The sequence below is a fragment of the Pseudomaricurvus alcaniphilus genome, assembly GCF_011440395.1.
Lineage (GTDB): Bacteria > Pseudomonadota > Gammaproteobacteria > Pseudomonadales > Cellvibrionaceae > Pseudomaricurvus > Pseudomaricurvus alcaniphilus.
Genome location: NZ_JAAOIX010000004.1, coordinates 286432 through 304538, shown reverse-complemented (window position 1 = coordinate 304538; position 18107 = coordinate 286432). Strand labels below are relative to the sequence as shown.

12 protein-coding genes are annotated in these 18107 nt (G+C 54.5%); 8 read left to right on the top strand and 4 right to left on the bottom strand.

All coding sequences use genetic code 11. The features are described from left to right. Positions 1 to 392: 392 nt before the first annotated feature. The 7 genes from acuI (at position 393) to G8764_RS11285 (ending at position 11153) form a co-directional block, all read left to right on the top strand. Positions 393 to 1379, top strand: a complete 987-nt coding sequence (gene acuI / locus G8764_RS11315; RefSeq protein WP_166164739.1) for an acrylyl-CoA reductase (NADPH) — start codon at positions 393 to 395, stop codon at positions 1377 to 1379. A gap of 1148 nt (positions 1380 to 2527) precedes the next feature. Further along, positions 2528 to 5446 carry a TonB-dependent receptor gene (locus G8764_RS11310; protein ID WP_243748735.1) on the top strand — a complete coding sequence of 973 codons (2919 nt, stop codon included), beginning with the start codon at positions 2528 to 2530 and terminating at the stop codon, positions 5444 to 5446. Positions 5447 to 5651: 205 nt separating this feature from the next. Beyond that, positions 5652 to 6035, top strand: coding sequence for a hypothetical protein (locus G8764_RS11305; RefSeq protein WP_207951824.1), 384 nt, complete (start codon positions 5652 to 5654; stop codon positions 6033 to 6035). A 53-nt stretch (positions 6036 to 6088) separates the two neighbouring features. Further along, positions 6089 to 7339, top strand: a complete 1251-nt coding sequence (locus G8764_RS11300) for an Nramp family divalent metal transporter (RefSeq protein ID WP_166164738.1) — start codon at positions 6089 to 6091, stop codon at positions 7337 to 7339. Between the two features lie 6 nt (positions 7340 to 7345). Further along, the gene (locus G8764_RS11295) at positions 7346 to 7846 is read left to right on the top strand and encodes a gluconokinase (RefSeq protein ID WP_166164737.1); all 501 of its coding nucleotides are present in this window, start codon (positions 7346 to 7348) and stop codon (positions 7844 to 7846) included. Between the two features lie 145 nt (positions 7847 to 7991). Then, a complete protein-coding gene (locus G8764_RS11290) occupies positions 7992 to 10244 on the top strand; it encodes a chondroitinase-B domain-containing protein (protein ID WP_166164736.1) in 2253 nt (750 codons plus the stop codon). A gap of 144 nt (positions 10245 to 10388) precedes the next feature. Next, positions 10389 to 11153 carry an SDR family NAD(P)-dependent oxidoreductase gene (locus G8764_RS11285; RefSeq protein WP_166164735.1) on the top strand — a complete coding sequence of 255 codons (765 nt, stop codon included), beginning with the start codon at positions 10389 to 10391 and terminating at the stop codon, positions 11151 to 11153. 32 nt (positions 11154 to 11185) lie between these two features. Here the strand turns inward: G8764_RS11285 and G8764_RS11280 are convergent, their stop codons facing one another. The 4 genes from G8764_RS11280 to G8764_RS11265 form a co-directional block, all read right to left on the bottom strand. Beyond that, positions 11186 to 11662 carry an Lrp/AsnC ligand binding domain-containing protein gene (locus tag G8764_RS11280; protein ID WP_166164734.1) on the bottom strand — a complete coding sequence of 159 codons (477 nt, stop codon included), beginning with the start codon at positions 11660 to 11662 and terminating at the stop codon, positions 11186 to 11188. A 380-nt stretch (positions 11663 to 12042) separates the two neighbouring features. Further along, on the bottom strand, positions 12043 to 12708 hold the full coding sequence (locus G8764_RS11275) for an SDR family oxidoreductase (protein WP_166164733.1): 666 nt from the start codon (positions 12706 to 12708) through the stop codon (positions 12043 to 12045). A gap of 160 nt (positions 12709 to 12868) precedes the next feature. Beyond that, complete coding sequence (locus G8764_RS11270; RefSeq protein WP_166164732.1) at positions 12869 to 13960, bottom strand: MBL fold metallo-hydrolase; 1092 nt, start codon at positions 13958 to 13960, stop codon at positions 12869 to 12871. Between the two features lie 87 nt (positions 13961 to 14047). Then, the gene (locus G8764_RS11265; RefSeq protein ID WP_166164731.1) at positions 14048 to 14821 is read right to left on the bottom strand and encodes a 3-hydroxybutyrate dehydrogenase; all 774 of its coding nucleotides are present in this window, start codon (positions 14819 to 14821) and stop codon (positions 14048 to 14050) included. A gap of 570 nt (positions 14822 to 15391) precedes the next feature. Between G8764_RS11265 and G8764_RS11260 the strand changes: the two genes are divergently transcribed. Continuing rightward, positions 15392 to 17710, top strand: coding sequence for a TonB-dependent receptor (locus G8764_RS11260; protein WP_166164730.1), 2319 nt, complete (start codon positions 15392 to 15394; stop codon positions 17708 to 17710). The last annotated feature ends 397 nt before the right edge of the window (positions 17711 to 18107 follow it).

Here is an 18107-nt window from a genome sequence, read left to right as displayed (position 1 = left end):
AGCAGAGCTGTTGCTTATCACGGGCTGACTCGTGGTAGCTGAGTTTATGCCTTTGGTAGCTTGTATTGGCAAGCGCCGTGTAAGCTTGCTCCGATAAGTGCTTACTGGGTGCTGCCAATAAATACTCCGGAATCAAACCGATTCTGTGCCGCAACCCGACAATTGTTCACCGAGCACGGTTGGCTGACCTGCTGTAACATTATCACCTGAAGGCGCATGAGTTCTTATCGCCCACAGCCTACGACGTTGGTCGGGTGGTAATTGCAGTCACGACTGGTAGCATTCTGTAACGGTGTACTTGCTGGTCGGCAGGGCAAGCCCCCTGGTTTCAAGCCGTTGCTGTCGATTTCCATTCCCACTCATAATCTATTCAAGTAAGCGGAAGGATCACTATGTTTAACGCCATTGTTATCGACAAGCCAGAAGGCGCAACTCAGACAGCGGCTGTCGCCGAGCTGGAGCAGAGCCAGTTGCCTGAGGGCGACGTTTTGGTGCAGGTGGATTATTCCACCATCAACTACAAGGACGCCCTGGCGATTACCGGTAAATCGCCAGTGGTGCGCAAGTTTCCCATGGTTCCCGGTATCGATTTGGCCGGTACAGTACTCGAAAGCCAGCACGACAACTGGAAACAAGGTGATCGCGTGGTGCTCAATGGCTGGGGTGTGGGTGAGGGGCACTGGGGTGGCTTGTCCCAGCGCGCGCGCCTCAACGGCGATTGGCTGATCGAGCTGCCGGCGGCGTTTTCCAGCAGGGAGGCGATGGCCATTGGTACCGCCGGCTACACCGCCAGCTTGTGTGTCGATGCCCTGGATGCTCACGGCGTGCAGCCGGATTCGGGCGAAATTCTGGTCACCGGCGCCAGCGGTGGCGTGGGCAGTGTGGCCATCGCGTTGCTGTCGGCCGCCGGTTACAAGGTGGTCGCGTCCACCGGCAAGGCGGCCGAGGAGGATTACCTCAAGTCCCTGGGTGCCAGTTCTATAATCGACCGGGCCACCCTGTCGGAAAAGGGCAAGCCCCTGCAGCGCGAGCGCTGGGCTGGAGTGGTTGATGCCGTGGGCAGTTTTACCCTGGCGAACGCCTGCGCCCAGACGCGCTATCGCGGTGTGGTCACTGCCTGTGGCCTGGCCCAGGGTATGGATTTTCCCGCCTCGGTGGCGCCGTTTATCCTGCGCGGTGTGACCCTGTGTGGTATCGACAGTGTCATGGCGCCGACCGCACCGCGCCAGGCGGCTTGGGCGCGACTGGCGCGGGATCTGGACAAGGCAAAGCTGGAAGCCATGGTGACCGAGATCGACCTGAAGCAAGCGCTGGTCGTGGCTGAGGACGTGCTGGCCGGCAAGGTAAAAGGCCGGCTGGTGGTCGACGTCAATCGCTGACCTGCGGAAAAGGGGACGGAGGGGAATGGCACTTACTTAAGTTGCGAAAGATCCAGCTTGTCATTCCCGCGCAGGCGGGAATCCAGGGACCTGCGTTATATGTGTCCTGAAACGCTGGATCCCCGCCTGCGCGGGGATGACATCGACCAGCTCGCGAGCGGCCGGGCAGCCGTTGATAGACCCGCCTTCGCGCGGATGACAGTCTAAAGTAAGTACCATTCGGGACGGAGGGATTAAATTTTGACCAGCTTCTGACCCGGCCGGCTTTAAAAAACACCAAGGTGGGCATGCAACAATTTAATTGGGCATGCCCTGCCAGCTAATGCAGCGGGGTAAACAGCCTGGGCGCTGCTTCATTATTAAGCTGGAAATGTTATTGATGTAAATGCGGTTGGATATCTGGTGTACAGCTGAATCAAAAGCCTGACACCTGCCTGAGGGAGGGACAAGTTCAGAGTCCGCTGGTTAAAAAATAATCCCTCCGTCCCCGTCCACACGTCCCCGTCCACAGCCCCTTAACCCCAGCGCGCAGTTGTGGTTGCTGGAATAACAGTTGCCGCAGCCCCCCGTTGCTGCCCCATGCTCGCCCCTCATAGTCGCCCGCCAGATGGGCCGTTCTCTCCCCCTTGATGCCGGTACCCCCCAGGTTTCGGCACCTCGTCTCTCCGGGGCGGCGCTGTGCCGCTCAATTTGCCTGATGTCAGCATCCTGGAGGTGTCCGCGCTGGCTGAAGGGTTTATTTGCGTTGCTGTTAAAAAATTATGTCAAACAAGGTTGCATTTAATAAACCGATTTAGTATCTTACAAATCGTTGTAGTTATAGGTACTGGTAGTGCGCGGGTTGGGTGGACCGTACACCCTTGGTAAGGCCAGACAGCTTCCCTGTCTAGGCTGTTATCAAGGGAGTAGCGAAAACGCTGATTTCCCTGCGCCAGTAAATTCGTCAGTGGTTTCGCGGGTTTAACGCCAACGCTACATCGCTCTAGATAGACAATATAGTATTACCAATAATTGCTAATATGTAATACATAACGTTATTACTGATACCGAGTGATTGGTTGTATTGCCTGGGCTGGCAAACGCCTCAGCAGTAACGCCATAGCAGTAATACAACCACATCATTACAACCTATAAATAGGGTGGGCATCATGAACACAAAACACCAGAAACACTTCGCCGGTATGAACATACGCCGCGACCTGAAGTTGACACTCCTCGCCAGCGCCATTGCTTCCGCCTCTGCGTTTCCTATTGCATCGTACGCTGAAGAAGCCGCCATGCTGGAAGAGGTCTCCGTGACCGGTATTCGCCGCAGTATGCAGGCCGCAGCAGATATGAAGCAGAACTCGGACCGGATCGCCGATGCGATTGTCGCCGAGGATATTGGCAAGCTGCCCGACAACAATATTGCCGAAGCGCTGCAGCGGGTTACCGGCGTCTCTATCAACCGCGATTTCGGTGTTGGCTCTGAGGTTTCCATCCGCGGCCTGCCCCAAAACCGGGTTGAATTGAACGGTCGCTCCACCATGGGCGACGGCCGCAACGGCGTTAACTTCCAGGACTTTCCCGCCAGCTTCCTGTCCGCGGTTGAAGTCGTAAAGTCACCCACCCCGGAAATGGTTGAGGGCGCCCTGGGTGGTACCATCAGCCTGAAAACGGCCAAGCCGCTGGATCTCGAAGAGCGGATCCTCGCCATCTCTGCGGATGCTGAATACGCCGACAAGTCGGAAGAGTGGGCGCCGGTCATGAGCGTTGCTGCTGGTGACAGCTGGGACCTGGGTGACGCGGGTAGCTTTGGTTTGATGGGCATGATCTCCTACCAGGATCGCACCCTGCGCCAGGATACCTTCCAGGTCAGTCAGTTTGTCTATGACGGCGCGGCTATCGGCCTGCCCGATGCAGTTAACACGCCCAGTGGCGACTATATTGTTCCGAGCGAGCACAAGTTTGAGCCCTTTATCGAAGAGCGCGAGCGCAAGGCGTATAACCTGTCCATGCAGTGGGCACCCGCGTCAGAAGCCGGCAGTTTCTACCTCGACCTGAATGCCACCGAGCGCTCGGGTGGCCAGGAAGCCTACTCCATTCTGCACGCTGGCGAGACCCCGGTTGCCACCAGTGATACCTTCGAAGACAGCTCCGGCGCGCTCAACAATTACCGCATCGAAAACGCGCTGATCATTCCCAAGACCTGGAGTGAATTCCGCGAGACAGACTCGGAATCCATCGCCTTTGGTGGTGAGTGGAACTTTACCGAGCAACTCAAGGTGTCCGCTGAATACTCCACTGCGGAATCCAACTCCCTTGTACCGAGTTCCGAGTTCAACTGGCGCTCGATCGATCCGGTTGCCGAAGCCGCCAACCCGGCCGCTTCCAACGAGTACCGTCCCGACGGCACAGTGATCAATGGCAGCAACCAGGCCGCCAGTGTTATCTACGATGGTGGCAACCCCTACCTGTTGACCGAAAACCTGGCGCTGCGCGAATTCCGCCATGAAGAAGCCAGGATCGACAATGAGGAAGAGGCATTTCGTCTCGACGTTGAGTACTTTAACCCCGGTGGACTGGAGTGGCTTTCTTCCATTAAGGCCGGCTATCGCACAGCGGACAATGAGTACAACAAAACGGAGAATCAGTTCCGCCAGGCCAATCTGCACAGAGACGTGACCGATGCCAATGGCAACCCGATTGTTATCTGGCAGGATGATATCGCCGCACAATTCCCCGGAATCATCATTACGCCGGATGTGACCGGTGATGCGTTCGAGCATTCCGGCATGGCAGGGCCAAGCGATTTAACCGCGTTTTCGGTCTATGATGGCAAATTGCTGCAGAATACCGAGGCAACCTTCGCACGGGTGCAACAGTTGCTGGCAAATACCAACTTTGCCACTACCGGCACCCTGGCGGATAACATGTCAGAGTTGAAGAGCTCCTTCGCCAATATCACCGAATCTTCAGATGCGTTTTATCTGCAAGCCAATATGGATTTCGATCATGTGCGGTTTGTTATCGGTGGGCGTCTGGTTGAAACCGAGATTACCTCTACGGCCTACAACCAGGACGGTACTGCACTGGTACGGGAAAGCAACACCTACAAGGATTTCCTGCCCAGCTTTAACGCTACAGTGAATCTTACTGACGAGACGCTGATGCGTTTTGCCGGTGCCAAGGTGATGGCGCGTCCGGATTTCGAGCAGCTGAGCCCGACTTACAACTTCAACGGTGACTATATCCTCGCGACCCGGGGCAACCCCGACCTGGACCCTTACCGGGCCACCCAGTTCGACCTGGCGTTTGAGCACTACTTCGGTGCCGGCGATATGATATCGGCCACTATTTTCTACAAGTCCGTGGCCTCGTTCCTGAAGACCGATACCTACTGTGCCTACGAACCTGAAGCGCTGGCACTGCAGAACAAGACCATTCCCGGCAATATCTGTATCCGGCCATCAGCCACAGGTGACTCCTCCAACTACATCTTTACCAATGACCAGGCGGAGTTTGATGCCTTTGACGCAGCCGGCCGGCGTGGAATTCTGACCTCCACCACCACCAACGGTTCGTCCGGTACCATCCAGGGCTTTGAGATCGGTTACCAGCAGGGGTTTGACTTCCTGCCAGGGCCATGGTCCGGTTTGGGTATCAACGCCAACTACACCCGCTCTGAAAGTGAAGATCCGGATGGTGTGCCACTGGCCGACATTTCCGAGAACTCCTACAACTTTCAGGTGTACTGGGAGTACGAAGGCATTGGTATTCGCCTGGCTTATACCTTTCGCGACGGCTTCCTGGATGAGAACAGCCAGAAGCGTGTCGAGCGGATTGGTGAACTGGTGGCCAACCTGACACCCGGTGTTGATGATCCAACCACGGGTAACGACTACCGCGATGAACTGGAGCAGTGGGACCTGTCCGCCAACTGGGATATCAACGAAACCTTCAGTGTGGTGGCCAACGTTTCCAACCTGACCGGTGAGCCTACCGTTAACCGGGGTGCGACCGGTGCCATGTGGGAAGTTCAGGAATCTGACCGTCGCTTCACCATGGGTGTTCGTGCCAAGTTCTAAAAAACAGCAATGAGGTGCCGGGCAGCTGCGATAAACCTGTTTTCCTTTCGCAGTTGGCCCGGCCGCTTCAATAGCTGCAAGCAATTCGGGCGTCAGCCCACTGTACCATTGCTGCGTTGAACCCCAGTGGCCAGACGCAGCAAATCTTTTTCTCCATACCGAACAGCAGTACAAATTTTTCAATTGATGCAATACCGGAGGATTTATGAAAGGTCTCTTTGTTGTAATGCTATTTCTCGTCTGCGGTTTCAGTTACGCAGAAGATTACACGATCGACAGTGATACCGTGCTGGTCACCATCGTCCTCAAGCATCAACAGGACAAGAGCCTGGGTGAATTGCAGGAGATCCAGGACAAGAACAAATTTTGGCAAAGCTTTCCGCCCGAGGGCATGGCGATAAAGTCGTGGTATGTGGCCATGGGGTTGGGGCAGGTTATCACCCTGGAGGTTGCGCCCAAGGATTTAAGACGGTTAAACCTGGCGGTGGAAAAGTCCGCCTGGGGGTCTTTTACCACGGAGTTTTACCCGACTTACGAATTCCAGGAAATTGCCAGGCAAATCAAAGCGAGCAAGTCATCGGGTAAGTGATGTAGCCGTGGATAGCTGGTATTTGGCAAGCACTAGAGTGATGAAGAATAGATATGACGGCAATAATTAAAAAGATTTTGAGTTTCGGGCCCGGTTTTTTCGCAATTGGCTACACCATTGGCACCGGCAGTGTGACCTCGATGATCGTTGCGGGGAGCACCTTTGGCATGCAGTTGCTGTGGGTGTTGCTGCTGAGCTGCGTGTTCTCCGGGACCCTGGTGTACGCCTATGGCAACTACAGCCTGGTGACTGGCGAAACGGCCCTCTACAGTTTCAAGAAGCATTTGAAATTCGGCAAGTATATCGCCCTGCTTATCATCATCGGCATAACCTTTGGCCAGTGGAATTCCCTGATCGGGATTCTGGGTATCTCGGCGAATATTATTTATGAGTTGGCAGCCTTGTATATGCCGTCAATCTCGCCGCACAAATACGCCATCGTAATCGCGATTGCGGCAGTCATTATTTGCATCATGTACGCCATACTGCTGATAGGCAAGTACACCCTGTTTGAAAAAGTACTGGTGTTTTTTGTCACCTGCATGGGTCTGTCTTTCGTGCTTTCCCTGTTTTTTGTGCACCCCTTGCCAGCCGAAGTTATCCAGGGGTTATTGCCCACTATTCCCGACGTCGAGGGCGGCAAAATGATGGTTGCTGCCTTCGTTGGCACCACCATGGCAGCAGCGACTTTTCTGTCTCGCCCCCTGTTTATCCAGGGTAAGGGCTGGACAATGGAAAACAGGAGCCAGCAGAAGAAAGACGCCATTGTGGCAGCGATACTGATATTTATCATCAGTGGCTCGGTCATGGCCGTCGCCCACGGTGCCCTGTACCACGACGGCAAGAATGTCACCCAGGTGCTGGACATGGTCAATGCGTTGGAGCCGATTGCCGGCCGGCTGTCCCTGACCATTTTCTTTTTCGGCACACTCGCCGCAGGTCTGTCCTCGGTGTTTCCCTGCATGCTGATTGCGCCGCTGTTGATCGCCGATTACCAATCCGGCAAACTGGATACCCGGTCCCGGCAATTCCGCATAATCACCGGCATTGCGGCGGTGCTGGCGCTGGCCATTCCGATTCTGGGTATTAACCCTGTCAAAGGGCAAATACTAACCCAGGTCTTCAATGTGTTTATTCTTCCTGTGGTGATCGCAGGGATCACAATAATGGTGAATAACCGGGCACTAATGAAGAGTTACGCGGCAGGCAAATTCCTCAATGCGATGCTGGGGTTGGCGTTCCTGTTCTCCCTGATGATTTCATACAACGGCGTGCTGGCGCTCGTCGCTCAATTTGGCGGATAACGGAAAATGCTTATAGTTGTTTGCGGCGTCTCCGGAACGGGTAAGTCCACTGTGGGCAAGCTGCTGGCCACTGCGCTGGATCTCAGCTTTTATGACGCTGATGATTTTCATCCGGAGTCGAATATAGCGAAAATGAAGGCGGGGATAGCCCTGGACGATAAGGACAGGCAGCCCTGGCTTGAGACCCTCGCGCTCAAATTGTCTGCATGGCAGGGCAGTAGTGGCGCGGTGCTGGCGTGTTCGGCGCTGAAGGAAGCCTACCGGGTGATACTGGCGTCGCACTGCAGCGAACCCATAAAGTGGGTGTTTCTGCACGGCTCTGAGGCGCTGCTAACCGAGCGCCTGGCATCGCGCCAGGGGCACTTCTTTGATGTGCGGCTGCTGAGCTCCCAGCTCGATGCCCTTGAATTGCCCGACTACGGCTGGGTGATTGATGTGCAGCCGGCCCCGGCCGGGATAGTGGAGACGATATTGGCAAAACTTAACAGCCCGGCTGCGGACAGTTGACGTCGGGCAGCTTGAACCACGGAATAATTACAGCTTGCCGAAAAGGATGCCCTGGAGAGCGACCGCTGGAGTCGTATTTCCCAGCACACGCCTTGCCATGGCAATTTTTTGGAAAATTAATGCTAAAAACCAGGAGTTTAGAGTCATGAGGAATCCCTCTCGCTTACACCTTTACCCTTTTCTACTGTTTCTTGCGCTTTTTTCGTTCGCGCAAATAAGCAGTGCCAAGGTTGTAAAAAACATCCAGCAGTTTGACAAGGCCGTCGCGACTCTGAAACCCGGTGACAAGATCGTTCTCGCCAACGGGACCTGGAAGGACGTAGAGCTGGTGTTTAAAGCCAAAGGCCTGCCCGACAAGCCGATCGAGCTGCAGGCGCAAACGCCCGGCAAGGTGTTTATTACCGGCCAGTCCAATCTCAGTATTTCCGGCGAGCACCTTGTCGTTTCGGGGCTGGTGTTCAAGGATGGCTACACACCCACCGGCGAAGTGATCTCTTTTCGCACCGCCATTGATGAGCTGGCGAATAATACCCGGGTGACCAATGTCGTTATCGATAACTTCAGTAACCCTGAGCGCCAATTGTCAGATCTGTGGGTCGCTATCTACGGCAAGAACAACAGGTTCGATCACAACTCCCTGGTCAATAAGCGCAACCGCGGAGTAACTCTGGCGGTGCGGCTCAACACCGAGGCTAGCCGCGAAAACAACCATGTGATCGAATACAACTACTTTGGCCCAAGACAGATTCTCGGTGCCAATGGTGGCGAAACCCTGAGAATTGGTACCAGTCATTTTTCCACCGAGTACTCAAACACGGTTGTGCGCAAGAACTTTCTCGACCGCGTCAACGGCGAGCATGAGATCATCTCCAATAAATCCTGTGGCAATGTCTTTCGCGACAATGTGATTTTTGAGAGCCAGGGCACCCTGACCATGCGCCACGGCCACTATACCACTGTGGAAAACAACTATTTCCTCGGCAACCGCAAGCCCAATACCGGTGGCATTCGAATCATTAACGAGAACCAGACGGTTAATAACAACTATCTGTACGGCCTGACAGGGCACAGGTTGCGCGGTGCACTGGTTATTATGAACGGGGTTCCCAATTCACCGCCCAATCGCTACGATCCGGTGGTTGATTCTGTCATGAACAACAATATTGTTATCGACAGTGATTACATCCAACTGGGTGCCGGTGCCGGTGCCGATGAGGAGCGTTCCGCGCCGCCGACACGCTCTGCGATCAAGAACAACATCATTATGGGCAAGAGCAATCTCGACCCAATCACGGTGTTCGACGATGTCTCCGGCATAGCTTTCGCGGGAAATATTATTAACGACGAGGCCAAGGTGCCCGCTGAATTACAGTACGGGTTCAAAAAAGTACCCTACGCGGTGAGCAAAAATAAACACGGGTTGCTGGTGCCGGAACAAAGCCTGGTCGATCAAATCGCATTTGGCGAAGTCAAGTTGCCGGTCACCAGGGAAGAGACCGGTGCCAGCTTCTACCCGAAAACAGAGGCCGGCATTGCCTTCCAGAGCGGCGATAGCATCGCGGTTAAAGCCGGTACCGACACATTGCTGTCAGCCTTGGATGCCAGCAACCCGGGGGACATTCTAGTGCTGGAAAACGGTGGCGAATACTTGCTGACCAAGTTTGCCAGCATCCGTCACCCCATCACCATCAAGGCCGCCAGTGGCGACAAACCCATTATTCGCTCGGAAAAGCCCAGTTTTATTGTGATCGAAAATGGCGGTGCGCTTGAAGTTGAGAACCTCTGGTTCGACGGTGCCGAGTCACCTGACTACAAAGGCAACAGTGTCATCAGGACCAGCGGTTATTCGATGAATATTAATTACTCGCTGTCGGTTCGCAACGTCAAGGTGACTGACCTCGATGTCAACGGTTTCTTTTATTTTTTCAAGGCTACCCCGGGTACTTTCGCTGACTACATCGAAATTATAGATTCGGAGTTTAGCAATATCACCGGTGCCATCCTGCTGCTGAATAAAGAGGTTGATGACATAGGCGTCTATAGCGTTGAAAACCTGACGATTTCCGGCAACAGCTTTACCGACATCAAGGAAGAGGTCGCCAGCGTTTATCGCGGCGGTACGGATGAGAGTACCTTCGGGCCCATGGTGACGGTGACCGACAATACCTTTACCAATATCGGCAAGGGTTCAACCCACAGGTCGGGCGCCTCCCTCTACTTCCACGGTGTGCAAAAACTGTTTGTCTCGGACTCAACCTGGAACAAAAGTGCGCCCCTCGAGTTGTACCTGACCAACGGCGAGCCGATCACGGTCATCAAGGACGTGGTGATGAAGGATACCGGCAAGATACGGGCGAACAACGATCAGTACGAAGCAGAAAATATCACTTATAAGTAAGTTATGCGCCAGCCCTCGGTGAACAGGTCCTCCTGTTGCCGGCAGCCAGGCGCGGATTCAACCGGTTGATCCAACCTGGGGTGAAGCCTGGATGGGCTTCCAGCACTGTTTGTAATTACCTGTTAACGTGGAGTTTTAATAGACATGAATGAAAAGCTGGCCGGAAAAAACGTTCTTATTACCGCGGGCGCCCAAGGCATTGGTGAGTCCATCACGCGTCACTTTATCGACAGCGGGGCGAACGTCGCTATCCACTATTTCTCCAGCGCTGATACTGCCAACCAGTTGGTCGCGTATGCACAGGGCAAGGGGCAAAAGGCCGTTGCCATCGCCGCCGACCTCACCGACGAGGCCGAGGCTCTGGCAATGGTGGAGCAAACCGTCGAGGCTCTTGGCGGGCTCAATATACTGATCAATAACGCCGGCTCGCTGGTGGCGCGGAAACTGTTGCATGAGATGGAGGCGGCTTTCTGGCACAAGGTTATGGACATCAACCTGACTTCCATGATGTTTGTGTCGCGCGCCGCCGCGCCTTATCTCGCCAAACACGAGAGCAGCAGCATTGTGAATCTCGCGTCACTGGCGGGTCGTAAAGGCGGTCACCCCGGCTCGCTGGTGTACGCCACCAGCAAGGGCGCCATTCTTACCTTTACCCGGGCCCTGTCCACTGAACTCGGACCACAGGGCACCCGGGTCAACGCGGTCGCCCCGGGCCTGATTCTGGGCACGTCCTTTCACAATACCCACACCACCAAGGAATCTGCGGATCAAACCATTGCCGGGATTCCCATCCAGAGAGCCGGCAACGCGGATGACGTCGCCCGGGCGGTCGAGTTTTTGGCGGCCGAATACGACGGCTTTATCACCGGCGCCACCCTGGATATCAATGGTGGTGTCTACGCCTGCTAGCAAGTAGCGGCCGCGGTTAAACGGGCGCGGCCTTATAACGGCAGCGCCGTCCTGCTGGACGGCGACTTCAGCACGAAACTGGAGTGCACCCCGGTGACGCCCTCGATACGGGTGATCTTCTCCAGCAACAGCCGCTGAAAGCCATCCATATCGTCGACAATCACCTTGAGCAGGTAATCGGCGTCGTGCCCGGTGATCAGGTGGCACTCCAGTACTTCCGGATAGCTGGCGATCTGCGCTTCAAACTGGTCAAAGCGGTCGGGGGTGTGGCGGTCCATGCTGATCTGGATAAAGGCCATCAACTTCAGCCCCAGGGCGCGGGCGTTGAGCATGGCTCGATAGCCTTCGATCAGGCCCGTGTCTTCCAGCCTTTTCACCCGCCGCAGGCACGGCGATGGCGACAGGCCGATGCGATCGGCCAACTCCTGGTTGCTGAGACGGGCGTCGGCTTGCAGCAATTGCAAGATCTTGCGGTCGTAACGGTCCAGCTTAGGGGTCGAATCTGTCACAAAAATCACCTGTAGAGGCAGCGGAATTTCTCACTGTTCGATATGTGGCAGAATATATCAGCAATATAGTGATTCTAGCAATTTCTGCTAAATATGGTCGCGATTCCCGGCTGAATTCGCAATCATTCACCCCGGCGGATTACCTACACTGTGCAACGTGGAGTCACCGCTCCCATCCCTCCGCCAGAACGCTTGCAGCACCCCGCAGGCCGGATGCGTGGTCAAAGTCTCCTACCCGGAGTTGAGAACGCCGCTCAGGGCCCGGACATCGGGCCCTCGGTGCGATCCTTCAAGTGGCTGTCTTCAAGTTGCTGCCTTCAAGTAGCTGTCTTCAAGTAACTGGCTTCAAGCAGCTGTTTGGGCATCCTCGGAACAGGCTTTTACCAGGGCAATACCTCGCCATTGGAATGCCAGAAGGTGCCTGAGTTTTCCAGCGTAAGACCTTCGATGCGCGCCGCCAAACGGGAAGCGGCGACTTCAGGTGTTATATCGCCTCGGCCACCCACCATGTCGGTGGCCACATAGCCGGGGTGCAAAATAGCCACCGCAACCCCTTGCCCTTTCAAGTCGTGGGCCAGGGACACACCGGCAATATTCAAGGCCGCCTTTGACATTCGATAGCCGTAACGCCCGCCGGAGGTGTTGTCGGCAATGGAACCCATGCGACTGGTGACCAGGGCCACTTTGGTCCCCTGCACCATATTGTCCAGCAGCGCTTCCGTGACCCGCAGCGGGCCCAGGGTATTCACTTGAAACTGTTCTTCAATCGTCGCAAAGTTTAATTCACCCAAACGCTCATCCCGTAAAATGCCAGCGTTGTTGATCAGCAAATCAATTTTCACTTTCTGCAAGGCAGTTTGCAGGCGCGAAGTGCAAGCGGCGGCGGCAACATCAATTCCCGCCACCACCGTCGCGCCGGAGCTTTTTAATGCTTCGCTCGCTTCCCGGCATATGCCATACACCTGCCAGCCAAGCTTTAGATAGTGTTTCACCAGTTCCAGGCCAATGCCGCGATTGGCACCCGTAATAACGGCTGTTTTGTTCATAAGTTATCCTCCCTAAAGGCTAAATAAATAGGCAATTGTACTATCTGGAAAAGCACTGGGCAGAAAAGCGCTGGGCCGAAATACGCTCGCATCCATATTCTGGCGTTATCGCCGCTGTTGCCGCAGTCGGTAAGGCTACCTGACAGGCAAAATACCGGCTCTAATCAAAGGAGTCATATTGCGGCAGCTGCCGATACCAATAGACCCCTTGCGCGTCTTGCTCACGCAATATTTGGTGTGAGTGCAGCAGGTAGTTGAGGTGGGCCAGGGTTTCGCCGGTAGCCATGCCCAAATCGTCGCCTTTAATGGTGCGCTTGAACAGGGCCGGGAAGCAGTCCACCGCCCGACGGGGTTCCTGCAAGTGCTGGTAGAGTGCCTGCAGGTCCCGGTGGTGCAATTCGATCAGTTGGGTCAGGCGGGTAGCTATGCCGTAGAAGGGGGCTTCGTGGGAGGGCAGCACCAGCAGGTCGTCAGGTAGTAATGCGCGGATGCGAATGCAGGAGGCCAACCACTCCTGCAGGGGATTGCCGTTGGGTTCGGTGGGAAAGACGCTGACGTTGGAGGTGATGCGCGGCAGTATCTGGTCGCCGGAAATCAGCAGTTTGAGCGCCGGGCAATACAGGCAGGCGTGCTCCGGGGAGTGGCCGCTGCCGACGATGACCTGCCAGTAGTTGCCACCGATATCCAGCGTTTCCCGATCGACCAGGCGCCGCAAGCTCTCCGGCAGCGGCGCGACATAGCGGCCAAAATTGCCAAATTTGTCGCGATAGCGCTGCAGTTGTTGCTCGTCGTAGCCGGCCCCTTGGTAGAAGTTCAGGGCAACTTTCGGCGCCTCGCGCCCGGTATCGTCCACCATGGCGTGGCACATCAGGAATTCGGAGCGGGTCATCCACAACTCGGTATTGAAGCGCTCCACCAGCCAGCCGGCCAGACCCACATGGTCCGGGTGCAGGTGGGTGCAAATGACGCGTTTCACCGGCTTGTTGCCCATAAAGCCCTGGAACAGTTGCTGCCACTGTTCGCGGCTGCCGGCAAAGTCCAGGCAGGTGTCCACTACCGTCCAGCCGTCACCGTCTTCCAGCAACCAGATATTGATGTGATCCAGCGCCATCGGCATGGGGAACCGGGCCCAGTAGACCCCCGGGGCAATTTGCACGGGTTCGGTCGGCGCCGGGGCGGCTCGTCGCCCAAAGGGATAGTTTAAGCCGCGGAAGGTTTCCGGCTTTTGGGGGAGCTGGGAGTTTGGGTGCATAAAACAGGCGCCTTTTTCTTCAAATAGACGAATGATTGGCGTTCTCTGCGCTGAAGTCCAGCCATTTTTGTGGTGCAAAGGCAGGCGTTACTTTGCGGTCCAGCCGCCATCCAGTACCAACTGCTGGCCGGTGATATTGCGGGAGACATTATCAATCAAATAATTCACCGCACCTTCCAGTTCATCCATGGCAATAAAGCTCTTTTTGGGCATTGGTTCGAGCATGATTTTATTGATCACATCCTGCTCCGAAATGCCGTATTCCTTTGCCTGGTTGGCGATCTGCTGTTCTACCAGCGGCGTTTTCACATAGGCCGGGCAGATGGTGTTGATCGTAATATCCTGGTCGGCGGTTTCCAGCGCTACGGTTTTGGAAAAACCCAATAGACCGTGCTTGGCGGCCACATAAGCACTTTTATGTGGCGATGCAACCAGCGAGTGAATGGAACCTATATTGATAATGCGGCCGTAGTTGTGCTCGCGCATTAGCGGTAACACGGCGCGGGTCAGCATAGAGGGGCCGACCAACAACACCTCAATCAGCAGGCGCCAGCGATCCACCGGAAAATCTTCCAACCTCGACACATGTTGCAGGCCGGCATTGTTGATCAGGATATCAATCGCGCCGGTTCGCTTGGCAACAGCAGTGACAACAGCATCGATGGCCGTATCGCTGGTGACATCAAGTGGTTGTGCAAATACATCGAGCCGCTCTTGTCGTAAAACCTCTGCCGCCTGCTGCACAGCCTCTTTATTGACATCGGTCAGGCATACACTGTGACCTTGTCGTGCCAGGTTGGCAGCAATCGCCAACCCAATGCCGCTGGCGGCGCCGGTAATCAAGGCTGTTTTTTTATTCATACTTTGCCCTTTTGCTTTGCAGCTTTGGTTTTAGAGAATTGCCTGTTTGAAAGAGTTGCTGTCGTAGAGAGTTGGTGCGAGTGGTTGTCGACACTCCAAAACTCAATTTTCAACATGTGTTGAATATATTGCCTGAAGCCAATCCTGAACTCAAGCGAGACGTTTCCCGCTAGCCTGCAAACTTGAATGTCTGTGGTTGCCGACAGTTACATCCAGCCTGGCTGCAAGATGCCCAGGTCAACGAAATTTCGACCGTTCCCTATACCCACGGTTGCCCCGGCGCGGCCGCTAAACCCGGCTTTTGCAGCGATTTATACCATTGTATTTTCGACGATTTTTATCATAAGCGGGCTCGGCCCGGCCAGCCTGAAACAAGCATGCCGATAGCGTCGAAAAATTGCGCTTGACAATTCAACAGCTGATGAATATATTTCCAGCTACTTTCAACAACTGTTGAAAACACTAAAATTATAACTGTTAGATAGCGTGGTAACGGTTATCGTCCGATAAAGATCAGCAAGACAGCCCATCCTAAATCTAGCGAACAGGTGCCCTATGAAAAATTATAATATGAATAGAAAACGACTTGCCGCCGCCATCACTCTTGCCGTTGTTGCCAGTCCACTCTCGGGATTGAGCTGGGCTCAGCAGGCTGGTAACAACGAAGGTTTGGAAGAAATTATTGTCACCGCACAAAAGCGTGAGCAAAGCCTGCAGAAAGTTCCCGTGTCAATCACTGCCCTGACTGGTGTTGAACTGGAAAATAAAGGCGTTACCAGTTTGATTGAACTGGAAAAAAGCTCACCCAATACCCAGCTGCGGGCCAGTCGCGCCACCAATTCAACGCTCACTGCCTACATACGCGGCGTTGGCCAGCAGGATCCACTGTGGGGCTTTGAACCTGGCGTCGGAGTCTATGTAGACGATGTGTATTATGCGCGCCCGCAAGCCGCGGTGATCGACGTATTCGATGTGGAGCGGATTGAAATATTGCGCGGCCCCCAGGGCACGCTGTATGGAAAAAATACCGTCGGCGGTGCGATAAAATACGTTACCAAAAAGATGAGCGGTGAAGCCAACGCCAAAGTAACGGTCAGTACCGGTGCCTATGACCAGCAGGAATTCACCCTGGCCGGCCAAATGCCGATTATTGAAAACCAGCTGTATATCGGCGGCGCGGTATCAAAAATGGATCGCGATGGCTACGGCAAGGTGCTAACCGGTTACGATATTGATACTGGCTTGTTTTCCAGCTCAGTGGATAACTACAACAAGGATGTGCTGGTCGGCCGGGTCAGTGTTGAATACACGCCGACAGAGCAGTTGTTTTTTCGTTTTTCCGCCGATAAAACCGACGATGATTCCAATCAGCTTTGCGGCACCCAGTCGAACCAGACCGGTTTGATAAACCCCGGCACCTCGGAGTTGTTTATGGCCTCCGGCGATCCCTATGACTCAGCCTGCGGCACCACCCATCGCTCCAATGTTGAAAACCAGGGCTTTTCCCTTACCGCCCAATATGACGTTAACGAGCAGCTTTCAATCAAGTATATTTATGCCGATCGGGAGGGCGAAACCCAGCAGTTTATTGACTTTGAAGGCACGCCATTGGACGCCTTTGATGTGCCCGCCAAGTACACTGACGAGCAGCAATCCCACGAGCTGCAGGTCAACTATACTACCGACCGTTTCGCCCTGGTGGGCGGTCTTTACTACTTTAAAGGCAATTCGGCCGGCGCTTTTGACGTAGTGTTAAACGGTTCGAATCCATTTTCCGGCACCCATTTTGACCTGGCGGTCGGCGGCGATGTCGATACCGTAAGTGAGTCCGCGTATCTCAACGGTAGCTACAATATCACCGATACGCTGACCTTTACCGCGGGTGTCAGAATCACCAAGGATGACAAGAATTCCAACATCCATCGTATTTCTTACATAACGGCCAACTCCTTTCCCTATACCACCACCCAGGGCTCCGGGTTTACCTTTGGCGACCCCGCTGACGATACCCTGGTGTATCCTTTGGATTCTTTGGATCCTTTGGAGCCTCCGAAGGATACAAATATTAGCGATGATGAGGCCAAAGACGACTGGAGCGAGGTCAGTCCCTCGGCCAAGCTGGACTGGCAGATCAATGACGACATTATGGTCTATATCAGCTACGCGGAAGGTTTTAAGTCAGGTGGTTTTGATATGCGTGGCAATGCCGCGCTCAACCCCAATGTGGCCAAGGGTTATGACCCGGAGATTGTTGATACCTGGGAAGCCGGCATAAAATCACAGCTGTTGAATGATCGGTTGCGCTTGAATTTTGCCGTATTTGATATGGACTACACCGACATGCAACTTACCGTGCAGCAGGCCCAGCCGGAGCCGGTGTTCTTTTCCTCGGATGTGGTTAATGCCGGTACCGCTGAAATCAAGGGCGCTGAACTGGAAGCTATTGCCCAGTTTACACCTGCATTCAGCTCCTCGCTGGCAGTTGGCTATATGAATGCCGAGTTGATCGAAGTGATCTCTGCCGGAGTGGATGTCTCCGATAGCTGGGAAATGCTGAACGCCCCCGACTGGACTGCGCAGCTGGGCTTTAACTACAAGGTTGACCTCGACACTGCGGGCAGCCTGGCCTTGAACACGGCCGCGTCTTATCGCGGCGCTTCCAGGAACTTTAACAATGTCCTCTGCAGCTGCGACCAGAATGAGTCCTATATTTTGTGGGATGCCAGCGCCAACTGGTACTCCAGCGATGAGCACTGGACCGTCAGTCTCTACCTGAAAAACCTGCAGGACAGGGAGTATAAAACCGGAGGCTACAACCTGGCTTCTGGCGAACTGGCGTTTTATGGTGCCCCGAGAACCTGGACCGCAACGGTGGCTTATCAGTTCTGATGTTATTACTGTAAGCGGTGGTGTTGGTCGCCTGGATGCAAGCGGGCGATTAACACCATTTTTGTCGCAATATTTTAGTAGTATTCACTCCGCGTGAACCATCCGGTGAGGGGTTTCCCCTTACTGCCAGCACCTGAATCCTGTACCGAAATCCAACAGCGTCTTTTCGATAAACCAGAAATTCTTATTGCAAAAGGGGCCATAAGCCAATGGCAACTATGCTTCGGCACTCCATTCGATATCCCTTCATCCCATAGCACCCCATCCCGTTTTTCTCGACCCCTTCTTCAGTTTCAGTTGCTACTTCGGACTGATTTTTCTTGTAAAACCCCTGGGCTTGCGACTTTGGGCGGCGGCTCGGTATTGCCTTGGTTGTGCCAGCGCTTACTGTAGGTAC

What these genes read in the sequence shown, in the direction of transcription:
- acuI (WP_166164739.1), top strand. Translation starts at nt 393, where the DNA reads ATGTTTAACGCCATTGTTATCGACAAGCCAGAAGGCGCAACTCAGACA.
- G8764_RS11310 (WP_243748735.1), top strand. Translation starts at nt 2,528, where the DNA reads ATGAACACAAAACACCAGAAACACTTCGCCGGTATGAACATACGCCGC.
- G8764_RS11305 (WP_207951824.1), top strand. Translation starts at nt 5,652, where the DNA reads ATGAAAGGTCTCTTTGTTGTAATGCTATTTCTCGTCTGCGGTTTCAGT.
- G8764_RS11300 (WP_166164738.1), top strand. Translation starts at nt 6,089, where the DNA reads ATGACGGCAATAATTAAAAAGATTTTGAGTTTCGGGCCCGGTTTTTTC.
- G8764_RS11295 (WP_166164737.1), top strand. Translation starts at nt 7,346, where the DNA reads ATGCTTATAGTTGTTTGCGGCGTCTCCGGAACGGGTAAGTCCACTGTG.
- G8764_RS11290 (WP_166164736.1), top strand. Translation starts at nt 7,992, where the DNA reads ATGAGGAATCCCTCTCGCTTACACCTTTACCCTTTTCTACTGTTTCTT.
- G8764_RS11285 (WP_166164735.1), top strand. Translation starts at nt 10,389, where the DNA reads ATGAATGAAAAGCTGGCCGGAAAAAACGTTCTTATTACCGCGGGCGCC.
- G8764_RS11275 (WP_166164733.1), bottom strand. Translation starts at nt 12,708, where the DNA reads ATGAACAAAACAGCCGTTATTACGGGTGCCAATCGCGGCATTGGCCTG.
- G8764_RS11270 (WP_166164732.1), bottom strand. Translation starts at nt 13,960, where the DNA reads ATGCACCCAAACTCCCAGCTCCCCCAAAAGCCGGAAACCTTCCGCGGC.
- G8764_RS11265 (WP_166164731.1), bottom strand. Translation starts at nt 14,821, where the DNA reads ATGAATAAAAAAACAGCCTTGATTACCGGCGCCGCCAGCGGCATTGGG.
- G8764_RS11260 (WP_166164730.1), top strand. Translation starts at nt 15,392, where the DNA reads ATGAATAGAAAACGACTTGCCGCCGCCATCACTCTTGCCGTTGTTGCC.